A 20,310-nucleotide genomic window follows, 5' to 3' on the forward strand; every position below is an offset into this window, starting at 1 on the left:
GAATCAATTAAAATTTCAGGTTTAATCCGAAGGAATAGATCCTGTCTGCCCTATAGTCCTTGCCCGCATTGTCTCGGTAGCCCCCTTCAGCGATAGTAGGGTCTATGCCTTTCGGCAAGTGGTCGAAAGTCAATAGGTTGTCACCAGAAAGGTAAAACCTGATATTAACCTTTGGGAAAGCCTTTTCAGGCAACGTATACCCCAATTGTACATTCTGAAGCCTTATGAAGGAATAATTTGCCAAAAACCAAGAATTATAATTTTGATTTTTAAGGTTTGACGCAAGATCTAAATAGGGCCTGGTATAATAGGCATCGGTGTTTATATTCGCATCTCCTTCGTATAAACCAACATATTCAGTTCCCGGCTGGTCTCTATAGTAATCCATGTGGTCATCTTTGGGTTGTGACCAACCCGCCCGAGAGAAACCATAAAATGCATAGTCTTGATTTCCATAATTTCCTTTTTCTCTTTTTCCAGTTCCCTTCCAAACCATTGAAAAGTCAAGGCCTTTAAAATTTGCACCCGCATTAATTACATACTGGTAACGTGGGGTGGTACTACCCAGCAATACCAAATCACCATGGTCATCCATAGTACCTTCGCCTTGATCAATCTTCCCATCACCATCTATATCATCATATTTAAGGTCACCGGTATTCCATTCGTTGAAAATATAAGATTGGTCGACATGGTTATCTATTTCTTCTTGGCTTTTAAACATTCCTTGAGACGACCAGCCCCAAATTTCGCCAATTTCCTGACCTTCCCGCCAAGTCCAAGAATTAAGAATCCCGGTGGGGTTATTGTATTCGGTTACGATGGTTTTCGCATCATAAAGACTAAGGTTAACAAAGTAGTTCAGACCATTTTGAAAAGATTGTTTCCACTTCAATGCCATTTCCCATCCTTTTGTACTTAAAGAAGCATTATTGGATCGTGGTGCAGATGCCCCTAAGACCCCTGGCAGGGCCACGGATGGACCAATCATATCGGTAGTGTTTCGCTCAAACCAATCAAAATCGAATTGTAACTTATTTTTAAATAATCCTAAATTCAGACCTAGGTTCGTGGTGGCCGCTGTTTCCCAGGTTAGACCGGGGCTCACTAGACCAGGGGTCAAGGTGTACCCTACTTGTCCTACTTGGTTGTAAGCGGGAAGCCAACCCAGATTAGATTTTGTTGTGGGTATTAAAGCAAGATCTTGATATGAGGCGACATTTTGATTGCCCAGCTCGCCCCATGAACCCCTAAACTTAAAAGTGTTGACCACTGGGCTAATAGCTTCCCAAAACGGTTCGTTACTAACAACCCATCCAGCAGAAAGGGAGGGAAAGAATCCCCATCGTTTTCCATCTTGGAACCTCGATGTACCATCGTATCTTATATTTGTTTCAAACAAATATTTTTCTTTGAAGTTGTAGGTAAGCCTACCAAAATATCCTTCCGTAGACCAATGTGACAAAGACTCTTGAAGTGAAGGTTCTCCCGTAGCTGTTGATAATGATATTACCTCGGGCACAATTAAGCCTCTAGCTTGTGCATTTAAAGATCTAAATTTGGAAGTCTCTAATTGCATACCACCCATCAAAAGGAAATTATGTTTTTCATTCAAACTCTTTTCATACGAGGTGTATAAGTTTGTACTCCAGTAATAATCACTGTAATGGTATTCATTTACCTGAGTCGGGTACCAGCTACTGGTATTTTCCCCTGTCAGCCAATTGACCGTAGTAAATTCTTGCCCATCATGTAGTTCGTACTTATCGACCACTTGATATGCAAAATCGGCATTTATTTTCCAACCCTTCGCAGGTCTTAACTCTGTACCAACAATTTGCCAGTTCTCTGTCTTTTCATCATCGTTATAACCAGCCCAAAAGAACTGTCTTCCACCCTGTGTTTCTTCTCCGAATCCCGTATAAAAAGGATGTGTAGGGGGTGTGTTGAATATTATATGGAACAAAGCATTATACGTATCTTGGTCTTGTGGACGCGAACCGTTTGGAAAGTGTCTTTCACTCTTCATAAACCGGGTTTCATATCTAAAATCCCACCAATCTGTAAGTTCAGTGTTTATTTTGGCCGACACATTGAATCTTTTGAAATAATCGTTTCCTAATTTTAGCGAACTAGGTTGATCTAAATATCCCGCAGAGAAATAGTAGGAAGTTTTTTCGGAACCTCCGCTGATAGAAAAATTTTGCGAAGTACCAATATTGGTGCCGGTAAAATAATCCCACGGGTCTTCATTATTAATACCGCTCCAGCCTCCTCCTTCAGTTGGGAAAGCCTCCCAATTGGTCATTTGACCTACTGGAAAGTCTGGAAATTGTTCGGTTATTTGCGAACTGAGATAACCTGTATCTCCTCTTTGATAAGCTCTTATTCGGTCAATGGTTTCTTCATTATAATTTAGCGATGAAGTTTTATTGAGTGACGCCTCGTTAAGTACGCGAGCATAGGTATAAGAATCAAGTGTTCCAGGCAAGCGTGCAGGTGTAATTATATTCGTAGTTACAGAATAGGAAACACTTAATTTCTTATTCTTTGCACCAGCTTTTGTCGTAATTAAAATAACACCGTAAGGTGCCCGAGCACCATATATGGCGGAGGCCGCAGCATCTTTTAAAATAGAAATAGATTCAATGTCTTCAGGGTTCAGTCTGTTCATATCTCCCGGGAAACCATCTATAACCACATAAGGAGCACCACCATTTAATGAACCTGTACCTCTTACTTCCAAAGATGCTTCTGCACCAGGTTGATACCCATTTCTGTCATAGTCAAAACTAACACCAGATGCAGAACTAGCCAACAATTGAGATACCGTTGAAGTTGTTCGGTTTTGAAGTAGGTCACTTGAGATTACATCTACCGCTCCGGTAAGATTAATCTTTTTCTGTGTACCATATCCAACTACCACAGCTTCATCCAGAAGACTGGCATCTTCTTCCATCTTGACTTCAATATATAAAGAAGAACCAACTGCATACTCTTGGGTTTTCATCCCTAGATATGAAATAATTAATATATCTCCTGATTTTGCCTTAATTGAAAAATTTCCATCAAAATCACTTTGGGTTCCTACGGTTGTACCTTTTACCAAAATATTCACCCCTGGCAATACCATTTGGTCCATATCCGTTATCTTTCCTGTCACCATATCGGTTTGGGACAGAAGCAACTGCGTACCTAGTACTATTAATATAAGCTGTACGGCTTTCACAGAATTAAATAAGCATTTCATTTTCATAGAATCTGTTTTTGGTTATTTTTATTGGTTTTCTAAAGGTTAATACTTTTATAATTCTTCGAATGAAATGATTCTGCTCTATTTGTCCATAAGGGCGGTGCGCACGAAACCTATTTTAGTTCATTTCAATCCTCAATTAATTAATCATTAACATATGGTTAAAGGTATTCTACAATCTATGTGGTTACTAGTACGATTATTTTAAATACTAATACCTTTATTCATGATTTTCAGTGTGTACGGGTTATGACCACCGAAATGCATGCAATTTTGCCAAACAGAGTGTATATTTCTGTTTGCGGTAACAACCACTTGTTCTTAGCGGTAGGATTTTAGCAAGAGCTTTGAAGACTTTGTAGGGTTTTGGTTAAGTTTAGGTGAATTCTAATGCAGTTTATACATTTGATTTTACCGGGCCAGGAATGAAGATGTTTAAAAAATTAATTTTTCAATTTCTTTTTCAAGCGCTTCGAACATAAGTAAGTGGCCTGTAGCGTTGGGATGTAAGTAATCTGGCATACGTTCTTTTTCACGTTGCCGTCTGCATTCAGATAAATTGGTGAAATATCTATATAAGTGATATTTGTATTCCTCCCCGGGAATTTCGAAATAAGTTCGTTTGTTGATTTATTGAGTTCGTTGCGATGGTTCGGATTATAACCATAGGGCAAAATACCCATTAGAAGAATTTTTGTATTGGGAAGCTTTTCTCCTATAATGTCGCAAATTTTCCAGATGCCCTCAGCAAGTTGTTCAGGTTTACTAACGGTCATGTAATGATTACCATCAGTATTATTCGTGCCAATTAAAACAATAGCCACTTTAGGTTCTACTTTTTCAAGCGAACCGTTTTGAAGACGCCAAATCACATTTTCCGTGCGGTCTCCACTTATGCCCATGTTGACGGTATGATATTTATTAAGATACTTAGTCCATACCTCTTTTCGATCTTCATTATCCAATGTATGAAAAATCGAATTTCCTACAAGAATTAATTCAGGTTTCATACCTAAACGGCTCAAAATGGTTTGATGACGTTCAGCCCAACCACGCCCGCTTTTCTTTAAAGCCACAGCAGCCGTATTTTCGCTAGATTTAAAAACGGTCGCTTTCTTCTGGGAAGAACACCCCACAACGAAACATAATACCAGAAAAAGTAATTTTGATTTATTCATAATCACTACAGCATTATACTGTTCTTAATTCTTTACCCTAAGAAAAATTATAGCATGACTGCTTTTGTTCTCTCCGGTTCAACTTGATACTTGAAAAGCGCAGTTTTCAATATCGATTTCTTAATTAATTGAAGTATGAAAATCTGATTAATATAGTGAGCGGCCTATAGCTATACCCTTCATCATTTTTCAGTTGGGTACTTCTGTTCAATTGACCTTTTAAGATCGTACAGCTGTTGGCACAAGCTCTGTTAGATCCTTGATCTTTACAACCGTACCCTCTTCGATACTCCGTACTGCCGCGATACCGATCAAGCACGACATGGCCCCGTCCCTTAGACCGGCGGACCTGCCATAAGGGTCTTGCTCCGATGGATTTAAAAAGAGACTGTCCTGTAATCTTTTATCACCCCCGCCATGGCCCCCTTTCTCGCTAACTACGTTCAAGTTGTCGTAATCTTTCCACAACCGGTGTATTATTATAGGCTGTTGTTCCATACCTTCATTTCCGGCCTGATCCATCTCCTCTGTATGCAACTTACTCTGATCCAACTCTATATTCTTGTTATAGGGTATATCGACCCAGGCCTCGATTCTTCCTTCGGTACCATTAAACGCCACCCGCCAACCTTCGAAGGGCGAATATGTCGTCAATGAATAGTTCAATACCACATTGTTCTCATATTTGATCTGTGCGGACATTTTGTCGTAAATATCGATCTCTTCACGAAAAAGGCATTTATCCGGTGCATAACCATCATGTTTTTCATTGGCTACATACATCTCCATAGAGGTCTTGTTTTTGGTAATATCATAGTGAAAATCACATTTCGAGCTATGTGGACACGTTCTACAGTTCACCCCCCTGAAATCACCATTTTTCCCGTAAAAATCCAAATCACCATAGGCAAAGACCTCTTTGGGCTCGGAATCGAGCCACCAATTCAGTATATCAAAATGGTGCGTGGCCTTATGCACCCATAGCGAACCGCTATTCTCTATTTCACCGTGCCATCTTCTAAAATAAGATGCCCCGTGATATGTATTCAAATACCAATGAAAATCAACAGAGGTTATTTTTCCTATGGTATTTTTCATTAACAGTTCCTTGATCTTTGTACTATAGGGCGTCCATCGATAATTGAACCCGACGATGACCTTCTTTTTTGATTTCTTTTCGGCCTCCAAAATAGCTTGGCATTTAAAGGCATCGGTTGTCAGCGGCTTCTCGGTAAGTACATCACAGTCCTTCTCCAAGGCCTTAATGATGAATTCATGATGCGTGCTATCTTTTGTGGTTACTATGACCAGATCGGGGCTTGACTTTTCCATCATGAGGTCAAAATCGACATAGGTCGGGCAGTCGACCCCCATACGGCCCTTCGCATATTCCAAACGGCCGGGATTAATATCACAAAGGCCGACAAACTCAAGAATTTCAGAATATTGATCGACCAATCTTTTCCCCCAGAAACTAATGCCCCGACTCCCTGTTCCCACCAATACGATTTTCAGCTTTTTGGATTTTGTGAACGCAAAAGCACTAATTGGTACCGCCGAAGAAGCGGCAAGCATACTGATCGAGGTTATAAAATTTCTTCGTGAATTGGTCATAAACTATTTATTAAATGTTCATTTTTTAACTTTCTTTGTAGGCCTTACTGAATTATATGTCTTGCGATTGTATGTCATATATAGAATACCGAATTGACCCATCTTGCACCTAAAAGGTTTTAGTTTTCTTCATCCAGCTACTCTTATCTTTCTTGAAACTTATCCATTTTAACAAAACACCTGTTAAAGGTACTTTTTCAAAGATATTCTGTTACAAGGCCCTCTACCAATACAAATAATCTAAATATTGATACTAACTCTTCATTAGTAAGAAATCTTACAACACTAATTGAGAAACAAACACTCCTTTAATTCAATGAAACCTTAAAAAGGCCTTGCGATAAATTATAAATATCCATAATGAGAATACCAATACTACAATATGAATTATTTGTATTTAGAATTGAAAAGATTAGCGCCTAACTTTAGTTGATTGAAATCGGTACCCGTAAATATAATTGTTAAATAAACGAACCCTCTCAATACTGTGGACAATAAGACAACAAAACATAAGCGGTGGGTGAAAATTTCTCATTGGATTATCACCCTGAGTTTTCTATTTCTAACCTATAGTGGATACGAGATTCTGATGGTTCATCCGCGACTTTACTGGGGGGAGGTCGGAAACGACCTTACACCTGCACTATTTGAATTGCCCATAAGCAGAAATTACAAGCATGGGGGTTGGGATGAAAGTGTGCCCTTTTTTGATAATGCAGAATCTCCGGTTTCCTCAAGTCGTACAATTAATATTTTTAATGAGAATGGTTGGGGTCGAAGTCTTCATTTTATATCAGCCTGGTTTCTTGTGATTACAGGGTTGATCTACCTAATTACGGGAATTGTCTCGAGTCATTTCCGAAATCATATTTGGCTGAAGCTAAAAGAGTTCTCTCCCCGGTTGTTTTTGCAGGATATTAGCGCGCATTTTCGAATGCAGGTTGATCCTGCAACTAACGGACCTCAATATGGTCTCTTGCAAAAAACTGCCTATACGTTTGTAATATTTATAGTTTTACCGTTAGTAGTTATTACAGGTTTGACAATGTCACCGGCCATAACCGCGGCATACCCATTTCTTTTAGATATCATGGGAGGGTTTCAATCTGCCCGAACAATTCATTTTTTTGCATCCGTAATACTCGAAATATTTCTTTTTGTGCATCTATTTATGATTTATAAGTCAGGATTTAAAAAGAATATCCGTTTTATGACTTTAGGAAAATAATATGAAAGAGAATAAAATTTTCACAAGACGTCAAGCAATTGCCACTGGGCTAACCGCGATAGGAGGATTATTATTACCGGGTTGCTCCAAACCATTGCCGCCAACTTATGGTAAGATTCTGCGAATGGCCGATCTGCTTACCTATACTTCCCAACGTGCACTTTTGCCCGACCAATCGCTAGTTAAGGAATATCATTATGGAGATATAACTTCGTTTCCTGCCACAGGCACCACTAATCCTGCAGATAATAAATTAAGATCTAATTCCAGTGAGGAGTATGGACGCTTACAAAAAGATGCGTTTGCGAAATGGCATTTGTCAATCGAAGGACAAGTGGCACGACCAGGAAAATATTCGATCGCGGATATCCAAAAGTTCCCTTCACGAACCCAAATTACGCGACATACTTGTGAAGAAGGATGGACCGCTATAGCTCAGTGGACCGGCCTACCCCTTGGCCATTTGCTCGAAAGTGTAGGAATACTGCCCAGTGCACGTTTTGTAAATTTCTACGCCTACGATGGCTGGAAAGACAGTATTGACCTCTTCGATGCATTTCACCCCCAGACGATATTGGCATATGGCATGAACGGACGTAGTCTAGCTATACCGCATGGAGCTCCTGTCCGTTTAAGGGTAGAGACACAAGTTGGTTATAAGAGCATGAAATATCTAAAACGAATCGTTGTTACCGACGAATTTTCGGAAATGTTAACTCCTGGGTTTTCTTGGTATGCCGGTATTTGAAACAGCCCTTATACTTTACTAACTTCGCAACCTCTTTAAAATTTGTATATAAATCCCATTCTTTGAACGATCGTGTTTTTGTACTCAAAAGTTATTTCTCCCTATTAAAATGGGAATCAATTGGAAGTTGCTGGATGCAACGGTACTTAAACAAATTGTAAAATAACTGCTATTCACCGATAATTTCAAAAGATCCAGAACCACCGGAAAATTTAACGCTTGATTTCGATATATCTTCTGTTTCCACTGACAATCCACCACCACAAATGACGAATGGTCGTGCTTTGAAAGGCAAACTAAACTCCAGAACCTCGCCTCCCGAAGCCAATCCGGTAACTCGACGTTCAGCATCACGATTCGGGCGTACATCATAACTAAACACCCCAAGAACCTTAACTGCAGAATTTTTTGCTTCCAGACGTACTTTGTGCATTCCGTAGCCCAGATTCAATATGCCTTTTCTGTTCTCTAGAAAATTAGTTTTCCTATCAATATCCACAAATCCAACATTTGACGGCTGTGATAGCTTTAGCTCACCATCTATGTACACGTCAAGAATGCCGCCGTGAGGGTTGTCTACATATGCAATAGATAAGTCAGTACCCAACACATCTATTTCAAGATACTTTCCAGGCTTTAGTGTCATCATTTTAGACCCGTATGGGGCGCCCCATTCAGAAACAAACTCTTCCGTATTGATTCCGTTAATATTCCAATTGGGATTGTCCATTGGAAAAAAACGCCGATTGGGATTAATTTTTGAATCAACATAAGTCAAAACCGGGTTATCACCTTTAATTTCAAGAATATGCCTATCGCCCAGTCTTGTACGGCCATGTCGGAACATGGAATTCCGGAGATTTCTTGTCGGGGAAGACCTGCGTGAGCTGAACTCAATTCCATCGATATAAGGTATAGGCGGCTCGCTGTCCACTTTTCCCCAACAATTGATGGCATTATCCTCAAAAATGAACTTGTTACCTCTAATTCTTGTACTGGTAGAATCAAAAGCTACCATTTCACCCTCCCAACCATAGGTGTTTTCATGAAGACGTTCAGGAAGTTGTAGCTGCGCCTGGCCCGTTTCTATGGGATTCCATGTCTCAAATGCTTTTTCAATTTGCTTAAACCAAACGTAATGGGCGGCTGCTTGTGGATGACCATCTGAAGGGACAAAAGCATACTTATTAGTCCATCTAACTAAATCATCTCCTATTTTACCGTAATCAATATATGGAATTTGATACCTTAAAGACAAGGCTTGCATATCTCCAGGGCTTGGAGTATAACCGCCGTAATTTTGAAATTGGCAAAACAGAAATTCTGTATTGGGATAATGTTGTTGAATATACCGAATCGAACCTTCAAATACTGCCACCTCATCGGGAGTATCCGTTTTTTCATTGGCCCCACTACCAAAAATCACCAAGTCAGGTCTTGGGCCTTCATTACGAGCAAATAATTCAGGATATAATTCCTCCCAGGTGCTTCCTTCTTTATGGCCGTTGGACCCTGGCCCTGGCGGAATCGAAAGTGAGCAATACTCCTTTAACCCTGAATGTGCCTCCCCTATCGAAGAACCGCCAATTGCCATAAAGTTTAGGCATATCTGATCAGACCTGAGGTTAAATTTTCGCATTAATTCACGCTTTAACCTTCCTGAGTAAGTAAAGTAATGCCGCCATTCCCCAAAATAACCATCCAAATCGGGACGATTTACTTTTTCCGAGTCGAATAGTCCCTCTGCTACAGGAGTTTTAAAACTGCCAGATGATGCATTTTCATCATAAAGATACATAGGTGGATTGGCGCTTCCAACGTCTATACTCGAGCCCATGACGATAATATGAATTGGCTCCCCTTTCCATAATTTTTGAATAGTCCTAGGTATGTGTTTATAGTAACTATTCATTTTTCTGGGTTCGGGTGGCCCAACTGTATTGGGTGCGGTACGGGAAAGCTTCGGTGCGTATACCCATACCGTATCCGTTGCTGCAACATTCTCAAATTCTACCTGAATCCCTATGGCATTAATATCCTTGGAGTTTGAAATATCTCCCTTAGAAATTTTCCCATTAATTACTACGTCCTTAATGTCTATATAAGTAGAGCCTTCTTTTTCGTCTACGCCAACATATTCATCCGCAACTACCAGTTCTCCTCTTGAGTGTCTAGGGAAGGTTCTTTTGTCCGTCATTCCAAAATCCTGTGGACTCCATTTACCATCTTCACTATCCAATTTCATGATTTTGACTTTGGCCTTGATTTGATTCCCTTTCCTTTGATAACCGTGAACCGAAAGCATTAATTCATCACCATGTGCAAGACCGGCTTCAGGCAAAGTAAAAAACTGCCAAAGCTTTTTCCCCGGATAAATTGCTACCATGTTATGAGTGGAGAATTTTGGACGAATCGCATCAGAAACATGTGATTCTCGAATTGTTTCGATGTCTCCCCATTCACTAGTATTCCAAAAGGCAACGTTGTGGGAAGAAAAGCTTTTAGGTTCCCCAAAACGATGGTTTTGAAAGGAATGGAAATCAAAATTCGAATTTAACAATAGGTTAACCGAATTGGAATCGACCTGGGCAAAACACTGAAAAATAGAAACCAAGCTGAAAATGGGAACCATCAGCAGACACTTTAATTCAAGTTTTTTTAAAAGTGATCTATTTAATAACTTCATTTTCTCTGGTGTTATTGGTTCGCTTGATTTTATATAAGGACTAAAAAAATAGAGGATACCTCTTTCGGAATAAACCCCGACCAGAAAAGTATTAAGATAAAACCACTACCACCAGTACAAATGATTATAAAAACAATACTGCTCTTCGCAAAAAATGATTCAAAAACAGCGCGTATTGAGAAGCAAAATTCTTGCTGATTTCTTGATGTACTTGGTTTTCATTTTTCAACCGACACTAAAGTTTGAAAGATATTCAAGACCTTACGCCTATGCAAATTGTTTAATATTGAATGTCTTATCAGTTACCAATTTACATGAAAAACCAATACTTGATCACAACATATAACTTTTCTAAAGATGTCATATCGTTAAAAGGGTAATTCTCTACAGAAGAAGGTAACAAAGGCTCAGCTCAGCAATAAAAAGCATATTTAAAATATAATTAAAAGCACAATGATACGTTCAAATATTAAGCTTCTTCAGGTCAAGAATTTTCTTTATCCTACGTTCATTTTAGGTTTTATATAAAGAACCTCATCTTCACGATGTATCCAACCAGATCTCAAATCCATTCTAAACCAACCTTCAGAGTTTTTATAGTTCAACCTGGCAATCGACCTTGGCCCAAATTCTTTTAAATCATATTGCCGCCAGGTTTTTCCTAAATCGGACGAATAAATAATTCCAAGTTTATAAGGTGAAGCGGTAGCATAATGTCCTGCGATAATAATACCGTCCTGAATAATCATATGTCCCACCTCATAGTCAGGCTGAAATAATAATTCATGTTTTTCTATATTTAAAAAATCAGCAGGATCACAACGAAAAATTCCCCTATCATAAGGTTCTTTTCCGTTGGCATCACTCGTAAAATATAATTTATTATCCACAAAATTTATACCTCCGCTCTTATACCTTGAATTAAATTCAGCTTCAATAAGCACCACCCAAGTCCATTCATCCGCAGCTGCATCGTATCTCCCTTTCAACCATTTGACTTCCTGTTGTGCACCAACACTAGGCCTTCCATCACCTGTACAGGCATAAAAAGCATCTTCCTCAGGGTTATAAGAAACATTATGTACGTGGCGACAGAATTTAGGGTTATCAGGATTTCCAAGCAACGTACCGTTCGATTTATCCTTATTATCGCCATAATCTTTAAAACGGGGATTCTGGCCAAAGGAATACGCAATTTTAACCGTTTGCCCATTATCTATGGAATAGTAAATATTTACAGGAACGGATCCTCCTTCGACATTAGAATAATTTCCCCAAACAAGCATTTCCTTGCCGTTTATCATCCAAGAATCTTCGCCCGGCAAGGTAAAAAAATACCATCCTGGATAATTAGAATCCTTAGGTACATGTGGCAAATAATCTGAACCATCAGAATTTTTAACGGCAATTTCCTCTATAGTCTTAAGCCCATTCGTACTTAAGTAAAGCCTATTTCTTGTTCCGACCAAAAGATTTCCATTCTTGAAAATGTGGCTAAAAGTAATATGCTTCGCATCCCAAAAATCTAACTGATTAGACCAAGTAGCGCAGTTATCATGGGACAACATAATTTGCTTATCTGTAAAACCAAAGGCTAGACTTCCAAGTTGAGTATCAATGAATGGACCACCCTTTACCCGCTTATACCAAAAATCTTTCGTTGACGGAAAATCATCTTTTTCCATGATATTAAAAACACCACCCGTAGGCAAAATAAGACCTGCGGCCGCTGTGGTGGTGGTTCCTATAAAACTTCTTCTATCAATCATGTTTTTATTTTGCATAGCAATACTTTCCTTTATAAGAGACTATTAACTTTAAACGGACCAAGAAGTCTACGAGAATACTGCTTAGAGAGACATAAGATAGAATTACGATACAAAATTTCGGCGATACTCCCTAGGGGTACAACTTTTCTCTTTTTTAAACTGCCTGTTGAAGTTGGAAATGTTTTCAAAACCTGATTCATAGGCAATTTGTGTAATATTCAATGTCTCATCGGTTAACAATTTACAGGAATAACCTATCCTCAATCTAATCAGATAACTTTTAAAGGACATTTGTGTGGTTTTTTTAAAAGTTTTAAAAAAAGTTGTATTGCTCATATTAGATATTTCAAGCAACTCCTCAATTCGTATTTGTCGTTGAAAGTTGGTCATAATATATTTTATGGCATTCTTTAAGGGTATCATTTCATCCGATCGATAATTTTCCACAAAAGCGGGAGAAGAAAGCAAACTGTATTCCGTAGTAGAAGATAAAACCTTGAAAATGGCCAATAACTTATAAAATCGGTCGGTCTCGCTCAGGTGTTTCATTGCCACCATTTGTTCCGTTATTATTCTTTTCGTTTCACCAAACAATAGACAGCCTTGCGAGGATGTATTCACAAAAGATTTCAAACCGGCATTTTCCGGAAGATTAAAAAAGTCGGAGCCTAAAAAATCGGAGAGGAATTGTACGACCAGACCTTCACCGGAAAAGGTATGGTTTTCGTTAAAATATTTCTTATCACATTTCCATTCGTGGGGCAGATAGGAACCCAAAAAAACCAAATCTCCATCTTTAAATTGATCAATAGAATCCCCGACCATTCTTTTTCCGCTGCCCTTTGTTATCAAGACCAGTTCATATTCGGGATGACAATGCCATGATGAAAAATTTTTCTCTTCGTGGTAGAAAATAAAAGACTTATCGATTCCTTTAAAAAGACGTATCTCGGCTACTTTCATATGCTACGTATCACTATATTAATTAAACATAATTTCAATTAAACGTTTAGCCTTTTACTAACGCGAAGTATGCCCGCTTAGAAAACCGTTGTTGCTAAACGATACAAATATTCCTTACAAATTAATAAAATAATGGATGTTTCAACGTTTTTGGAATATTAATATCATTTTTATAATTAAATGTATAGATGATTGACTGATTCTAACTGTAGATAACTAGAAAATATAGATTATTTATTCGAAAAAGAACCTTTAATAATTATATACAATTTCTGTGACATACTTAATCTCATTTATTACCCTTATTCACGACTCTTCACAATTGCCCTCTTTTCTTTAAAAGTTGATAAAATGATAAGTATCATAGAATCGATTTTTAATACTATTTCTCGCAGTCAGATTGAAATATCTTTGAATTTCAACCTACCAATTGACATTTACAAGTTTAAAGGGACTGGTACCCCATTCAATAAACAAGCAATCAAAACTCAATGGATACTTCAAAAAAAATCAAGGTCATACACCCTCAAAGAAGTCCTGACTTTAATACAGGCGCCTATTCGGACGGAATTATAAGTGGCGGTTTTCTGTTCTTAAGCGGGCAGGCATCGGTGGACTTTTCGAAATCCTCTTTTATGCTGGGAACCATAGAGGAAGAGACCGAACGCACGTTGAACAACGTAAAAACGATCATCGAAACCGCAGGGGGCAAAATGGAGGATATTGTAAAATCTACCGTTCATATTTCTGACATAAACGACTTCGACAAATTCAACAAGGTATATGCATCCTATTTCGAAGATTGTATTCCGCCCGCGAGAACTACCGTACAGTCCGTTTTGGGGGAAAATATTAAAGTTGAAATAGATGTCATCGTAAAATTGTAAAACTGTCCGGTACCAATGGCAATAACTAACAACACATACCTCATTAATTCAGTGGAAGAAATCGATTCTCCCGCGTTATTGGTATTTCCCGAAATTGTGCAGCAGAACATCCGCAATGCCGTGAAAATAACACAAATGACGGATTGCAACGCCTTACGGCCCCATGTAAAGACCGTAAAGTCTGCGGAACCCATTGAGATGTGTATGGCCCAAGGGATATATAAGTTTAAATGTAGTACCATAGCGGAAGCCGAAATGTTAGGAAATGTCGGCGCCAAGGATGTTCTTCTAAGTTACCAATTATCCAGGCCCAAAGCCCTACGTTTTAAGGAACTCAGCAAAAAATTCCCGTCCACGATTTTTTCATCACTTGTCGATAACCATCAGAGTGCCCAAATTCTTTCGGAAGTGTTTGAAAATAGGTCCATTCCCATATATATCGACATCAATATCGGAATGGACAGAACCGGCATAAAACCCGCCCATGCTTTAGCGTTATTCAAACATGCCAACAGATTATCGTCTATCGAAATAGTCGGGTTCCACTGCTATGACGGCCATATTTCATCGACCGATCCCATAGCTAGAAAGGCCTCGGCGGAAGAAGTATTTTCTCAATTAAACGATTTGAGGGCAAAGGCCGAACGGCATATCGACAAGTCGTTAAGCCTGGTTCTGGGTGGATCCCCCACCTTTACTTTTTACGCAAATAAAACGAATGTAGATTGCAGCCCCGGTACCATTTTTCTTTGGGATTCCGGTTATGGCAATACATATCCCGAGTTGCCTTTTAAACCGGCAGCGGTAGTACTTAGCCGTATTATTTCTATTGTGGACGAACGCAAATTATGCCTTGACCTGGGGTACAAGGCCGTAGCCTCCGACCCTCCCTTGCCCCGGATTACTTTTCCCAATATCAAGGATTATGAAGTTGTGGGGCAATACGAAGAACATATGATCGTCGAAGTGCCCTATACTTCGAAATATAAAATAGGTGACCCATGGCTCGCCGTTCCCATCCATATTTGCCCGACCGTAAATCTCTATGAAGAGTTGATTCCGATTATAGATGGGGCACAACAAAAACCTTGGAAAGTAATCGCCAGGGACAGAAAGATAACGATTTAATTTTCAAACCAAATGAATTATACCGAGTCGAAAAGGCTATTGGAGCGGGCCAAAATGTCGCTTGCCGGAGGAGTATCGTCAGAATTTCGAAAATACGCCCATCCGCACGCGCTTTTCTACTCCCATGGCGAAGGCGTCCATCTCTATGATGTGGACGGCAACAAGTATTTAGATTTCACGCTTAGCCAAGGGCCTTTGATCCTTGGCCATTCCCATCCCCATGTTCTAAAGCGCATACAGGAATATTCGGCAAAGGGCCAGCTCTTTGCAGGGCAGCATCTTCTTGAATTGGAATTGGCCGAAAAGCTGCAGCAACATATTCCGTCCGCCGAATTGATCCGCTTTTGTCTAGATGGCTCTACAGCGGTGCAAACGGCCCTTCGTGTATCCAGGGCAAAAACGGGCAAAGGGAAATTCATACGTTTCGAAGGCCACTATCATGGTTGGCTCGACAACGTATCCTGGGGGCTGACCTTGGACGAGGAAAAAATGGGGCCGAGGGAAAACCCCCTATCCCTTCCATGGAGCGAAGGCCTTCCGGCCAATACAAAGGACGATTTCATCATTTTGCCATGGAACGATCTTGAATTGCTCAAGAAAACAATGGAGGAACACCACCAGAATATCGCCGCCATAATCACGGAACCCATCATGTGCAACAGTGGGTGCATATTGCCTAGGGAAGGTTTTCTCGAAGGCCTCCGGGAAATTTGCAATGCGTACGGTACGGCACTTATTTTTGATGAAGTCATAACCGGGTTCCGAACATCATTGGGAGGTGCCCAAAGTTATTACAATATCACTCCCGATATCTCCATTTTTGCGAAAGCCATGGCCAGTGGCTACCCGATATCGGCAGTGGTAGGCAAAAAAGAATGGATGAGGTCATTGGAAGATGGCAGCGTCATTCACGCAGGGACGATGAACGCCGCCTGTGCCCTGACCGCCGCCGCATTGGGCACTATCGAGGTCTTGGAGGAAAAAGGCACCCACGAGAGAATACATGCGCTGGGAAAAATGTTGATGGACGGTCTACGGGAAATCTCGGCAGATCTCGACCAGAACCTTTTGGTACAGGGGCTGGGCCCTATGTTACACACCGGTTTCACCAACTTGAAAGAGACCCATGAATTCAGGGATATGGCGACCTACGATGCGGTCAGATCAAAGCTGTTCGTTACAAAGATGCACGATAGGGGCGTTCGCATTATAGGACGGGGGCTCTGGTATATATCCGCCGTTCATACCGAAGAACATATTGAACATGCAATTTCAGTGGCCCGGGAAGTACTGCAGGAAATGCGGTAAATAGGCCATGGAACGCACATTTGAACAAGAACTAAGAAAATTAAGTATGGAAGTAAAAGATAATGGTATAATAGGTGTTGTAGGACTTGGGCTAATGGGAGCCAGTATAGTATCTTCCCTCCTTATAAACGGCCAGAAAGTGATCGCATTGGCCCCCATTCGATGCGATCTGGACATGACGGCCAAAAAAAGAATCAAAAAATCCCTTCAGGAATGTAATGCCCAGGGCATTACGGACGAACATCCGGAGGACCTGTTCAAGAATATGACCTTCACCTCTTCATATGCAGACCTGAAAGGTTGTTGGATCGTAATGGAGTGTGTTTCCGAAAACCTCAAAATCAAGAAAGACGTATATCAAAAAATCGAAAAGGTAGTTGCCGATAATGTCATCATTACCTCCAACACCTCCGCCATCCCCATCAGCATACTTCAGGAGCACCTGGGCATACCGGAACGGTTCTTTGGGATGCACTGGGCCGAACCTGCATATACTACAAGGTTTCTGGAGATTATTTGCGGGGATAAAAGTCCCGCTAAAATTGGAAAAAAACTACACAAAATTGCCATTGCCTGGGGAAAAGAACCTACCCTGGTCCGTAAGGACATTCAAGGTTTCATAACCAATCGTCTCATGTACTCTCTGTACCGAGAGGCTTTCTATCTAGTAGAAAACGGATATGCTACCATTGAAGATGTTGATAGGGCGTGTAAAAACGATGCGGGACATTGGTTGACTTTTTGTGGGCCGTTCCGATATATGGACCTTACTGGGCTACAGGCATACCACGCCGTTATGAAGAACCTTTTCTCAGACCTTAGCACCGGAACCCAAGTTCCCAAATTGATCGATGACATTGCTAAAAAGGGGGGCAATGGTGTTTTTAACGGAAAAGGGTTTTATGATTACACCACTGAGGAAGCCAAGGCCTGGGAAGAAGCTTTCGAGAAGTTCGCCTTCGATATCAATCGCCTTTCAACGAAATACATGGCCGAGACCGCTGCCATTTCAAGTTATAATATGTCAGAAAAAGAATAGGACCTATGACCGAAAAACGAAATTTTATCATAGATGCCCATTTGGATCTCGCGACCAATGCCATGACACTCAATAGGGATCTGACCCGATCGGTTCATGCGATACGCAAAAGGGAAAAAGACCTTCAATTGACCGATTATCAAGATCGTGGAAATGGAACCGTCGCATTTCCCGAAATGAGGGAGGGGAACATAGGACTGGTGTTCACCACAATGATCTCCCGGGTCTCGGAACAGGGAACGCCCCTGGAAACGATGGCCCTGACGGGGTGGAATTCCCCACGACAGGCCTATGCGAATGCCCAATGTCAGCTGCAATGGTACCGTCAAATGGAAGAATCGGGCGAATTGGCCCCGATAACCACCGCCCTTGAACTGAAGGAACACTGTGATATGTGGATCTCGGACGCCGGACCGGAACCGGGATCCAAAAGGCCCATAGGCTATATCCTTGCCCTGGAAGGCGCCGACTCCATAGTAGACCTGGATTATCTACATCGTTATTACCAACAGGGACTGCGATCTATCGGACTCTCCCATTTCGGGCCCGGAAGGTACGCCGCCGGGACCCACTCCGACGGTTCGGGACTGACCCCGAAAGGCTTTGAACTGCTCCGTGAGATGAATCAACTGAAGATCCTTCTTGACACGACCCATTTGACGGACAAGGGCTTTTTCGAGGCACTCGAAACCTTTGACGGCCGGGTACTGGCAAGCCATCAGAATTGCCGGGGCCTGGTTCCGGGCGAGCGCCAGTTCAGCGATGACCAACTTAAACTCATCATAGAAAGAAATGGAGTAATCGGTGGAGCCTTGGATACCTGGATGTTGGCCCCCGATTTTAAGATGGGAGTCGATAGCCCCAGACAAAGAGGAATCGATTTAGAAAAAATAATCGATCATTTCGACCATATCTGTCAATTGGCGGGAAATAGCGACCATATTGGCATTGGCAGTGATTTAGACGGTCTATTTGGTCTCGAACAAACTCCCTATGATATGGATACCATTGCAGATATTCAGAAGCTATCGGCACTACTTGAAAAGAGAGGCTACACCCAAAACGATATGGATAATATTTTCTTTAAAAATTGGTTAAACTTGCTAAATCGAATTTTTGATTAGCAGGTAAAAAATACAAGATAAAGAACCTTTAAGGACTACCTCAAAATAAAAAATACTATGGGTGTTGATTGCCGATTTGAACACCAAAGAGGTAGTTGGAAGAGTGCTATGTGGCAGTAAGCCACGTGCCGTTACAAGTGATTGATTTTCAGTATTTTAATCGTACTTATAAAAATCAAATCTCGCTATGGACACTTGATACAAAAAAGCAGCTTCAGAACTTCAACTCTATGTGTTTTTTACTAGACTAAAATTACGGAAAAAATCGATATTAAATGTTTGCTATCGGATTTAAACTTTCTGCTAACTTTTGAGTATTTCAAATAGTTTTACGTTCAAAAATAAATTCTCTACTCCTATCTTTTGCGATTTGAGGATGCCTATCTTTTCCAACTCTTGCAGATATTCTGCCGCGGTTTGGCGTTTGGCGATGTCTTTATCTACTAAAAACTTGACCTTGCAATAGGGTTGCTCAAAGAGTAATTCTATCAATTCCTTTGAATACACACGAGAGGGTAACTTCTCCTTAGCCAATGAGATGGTTTCCTGCATTAGCGAATTGATGGCATTTATCTTCTGTAACGTATAAATGGCCGTTTCTTCGACTCCTTTTAGCATATATAAAAGCCATCCTTCCCAATCTTGTTTTTCTGTAACTGCTTTTAACCTTTTATAATATTGATTTTTGTTTTGTATGATATATCTGCTCAAATAGAGGATCGGGGTATCCAACAAACCTTTATCAACCATGTAGAGCATATTCAAAATAAGTCCGGTTCTTCCGTTACCATCCGGAAATGGATGTATAGCCTCAAACTGGTAATGCATTACCGCCAATCGCACCAAATCATCCAGATCATTTTCCGAATGGATAAAATCTTCTAAATTCTTTAACAAGTCCCTTATGATTGTTTCGCCCTCCGGTGGTGTATATATCGTTTTATTGTTGCTCGTTATTCGAGTACCTGTTGTTTTTCGTATACCGGCGTTGTTCTCTTTGATTGTCCGTACAATGGAAACAAATGTATTTGTTGAAAGTGGTCTTTTATCCAAGTTGTTGTAACCTTCCCATAGGGCTTGTCGATACCTCAAAACCTCCTTGGTTTGCGCATCTGTCGTATTGGTTTTGGAGGTAAACGCCCGGTACAAATTATCTTGGGTAGTAACTATATTTTCAATCTCGGAACTGTCTTTTGCTTCCTGTAAGGTAATTGCATTGCCCAATATAGATTGGTTGGGAATTTCATCGGCCCTACCCTTTAACTCGGCCAAAACTCTTGTAGCAGCGATTGCTTGCTTCAACACCTTCTTGGTTTCAAGTTCCCCTTTTGGTGGTACTAAGGGTAAATTGTTATAGGGTTCTTTTGGGTTGTACATGATTTCGA

At 40.5% G+C, this 20,310-nt stretch carries 14 protein-coding genes; 7 read left to right on the forward strand and 7 right to left on the reverse strand.

The window, feature by feature from the left end; genetic code table 11:
• Nucleotides 1–7 precede the first annotated feature (7 nt).
• From BLS33_RS19620 to BLS33_RS19630, 3 genes are all read right to left on the reverse strand, one after another.
• A complete protein-coding gene (locus BLS33_RS19620) occupies nucleotides 8–3,256 on the reverse strand; it encodes a SusC/RagA family TonB-linked outer membrane protein (protein ID WP_089893754.1) in 3,249 nt (1,082 codons plus the stop codon).
• Between the two features lie 440 nt (nucleotides 3,257–3,696).
• Complete coding sequence (locus tag BLS33_RS19625; RefSeq protein WP_218129619.1) at nucleotides 3,697–4,431, reverse strand: GDSL-type esterase/lipase family protein; 735 nt, start codon at nucleotides 4,429–4,431, stop codon at nucleotides 3,697–3,699.
• A gap of 219 nt (nucleotides 4,432–4,650) precedes the next feature.
• Nucleotides 4,651–6,045 carry a Gfo/Idh/MocA family protein gene (locus BLS33_RS19630; RefSeq protein WP_089893756.1) on the reverse strand — a complete coding sequence of 465 codons (1,395 nt, stop codon included), beginning with the start codon at nucleotides 6,043–6,045 and terminating at the stop codon, nucleotides 4,651–4,653.
• Nucleotides 6,046–6,565: 520 nt separating this feature from the next.
• Here BLS33_RS19630 and BLS33_RS19635 point away from each other — a divergent pair.
• Complete coding sequence (locus BLS33_RS19635) at nucleotides 6,566–7,273, forward strand: cytochrome b/b6 domain-containing protein (RefSeq protein ID WP_176801466.1); 708 nt, start codon at nucleotides 6,566–6,568, stop codon at nucleotides 7,271–7,273.
• A 1-nt stretch (nucleotide 7,274) separates the two neighbouring features.
• On the forward strand, nucleotides 7,275–8,021 hold the full coding sequence (locus BLS33_RS19640; RefSeq protein ID WP_089893761.1) for a molybdopterin-dependent oxidoreductase: 747 nt from the start codon (nucleotides 7,275–7,277) through the stop codon (nucleotides 8,019–8,021).
• Nucleotides 8,022–8,190: 169 nt separating this feature from the next.
• Here the strand turns inward: BLS33_RS19640 and BLS33_RS19645 are convergent, their stop codons facing one another.
• From BLS33_RS19645 to BLS33_RS19655, 3 genes are all read right to left on the reverse strand, one after another.
• On the reverse strand, nucleotides 8,191–10,707 hold the full coding sequence (locus BLS33_RS19645) for a hypothetical protein (RefSeq protein ID WP_143017658.1): 2,517 nt from the start codon (nucleotides 10,705–10,707) through the stop codon (nucleotides 8,191–8,193).
• A 497-nt stretch (nucleotides 10,708–11,204) separates the two neighbouring features.
• A complete protein-coding gene (locus tag BLS33_RS19650) occupies nucleotides 11,205–12,476 on the reverse strand; it encodes a hypothetical protein (protein ID WP_218129620.1) in 1,272 nt (423 codons plus the stop codon).
• 102 nt (nucleotides 12,477–12,578) lie between these two features.
• Nucleotides 12,579–13,439, reverse strand: a complete 861-nt coding sequence (locus BLS33_RS19655; protein ID WP_089893768.1) for an AraC family transcriptional regulator — start codon at nucleotides 13,437–13,439, stop codon at nucleotides 12,579–12,581.
• 491 nt (nucleotides 13,440–13,930) lie between these two features.
• On the opposite strand from BLS33_RS19655, the gene BLS33_RS19660 reads away from it, so the two are divergent.
• From BLS33_RS19660 to BLS33_RS19680, 5 genes are read left to right on the forward strand one after another with little or no spacing between them, the layout of a single operon-like run.
• Nucleotides 13,931–14,326, forward strand: a complete 396-nt coding sequence (locus BLS33_RS19660; protein ID WP_089893771.1) for a RidA family protein — start codon at nucleotides 13,931–13,933, stop codon at nucleotides 14,324–14,326.
• Nucleotides 14,327–14,341: 15 nt separating this feature from the next.
• Nucleotides 14,342–15,454, forward strand: a complete 1,113-nt coding sequence (locus tag BLS33_RS19665; RefSeq protein ID WP_089893774.1) for a D-TA family PLP-dependent enzyme — start codon at nucleotides 14,342–14,344, stop codon at nucleotides 15,452–15,454.
• Nucleotides 15,455–15,466: 12 nt separating this feature from the next.
• Nucleotides 15,467–16,762: an aspartate aminotransferase family protein gene (locus tag BLS33_RS19670; protein WP_089893777.1), complete on the forward strand. Its 1,296-nt coding sequence runs from the start codon at nucleotides 15,467–15,469 to the stop codon at nucleotides 16,760–16,762.
• A gap of 7 nt (nucleotides 16,763–16,769) precedes the next feature.
• On the forward strand, nucleotides 16,770–17,801 hold the full coding sequence (locus BLS33_RS19675) for a 3-hydroxyacyl-CoA dehydrogenase family protein (protein ID WP_218129621.1): 1,032 nt from the start codon (nucleotides 16,770–16,772) through the stop codon (nucleotides 17,799–17,801).
• 5 nt (nucleotides 17,802–17,806) lie between these two features.
• Nucleotides 17,807–18,925, forward strand: coding sequence for a dipeptidase (locus tag BLS33_RS19680; protein ID WP_089893783.1), 1,119 nt, complete (start codon nucleotides 17,807–17,809; stop codon nucleotides 18,923–18,925).
• 303 nt (nucleotides 18,926–19,228) lie between these two features.
• Here the strand turns inward: BLS33_RS19680 and BLS33_RS19685 are convergent, their stop codons facing one another.
• Entirely contained in the window at nucleotides 19,229–20,302 is a 1,074-nt protein-coding gene (locus BLS33_RS19685) for a Fic family protein (protein WP_089893786.1), read from the reverse strand.
• Nucleotides 20,303–20,310: the final 8 nt, after the last annotated feature.

It is taken from the genome of Kriegella aquimaris (assembly GCF_900103215.1).
Taxonomy (GTDB): Bacteria; Bacteroidota; Bacteroidia; order Flavobacteriales; family Flavobacteriaceae; genus Kriegella; species Kriegella aquimaris.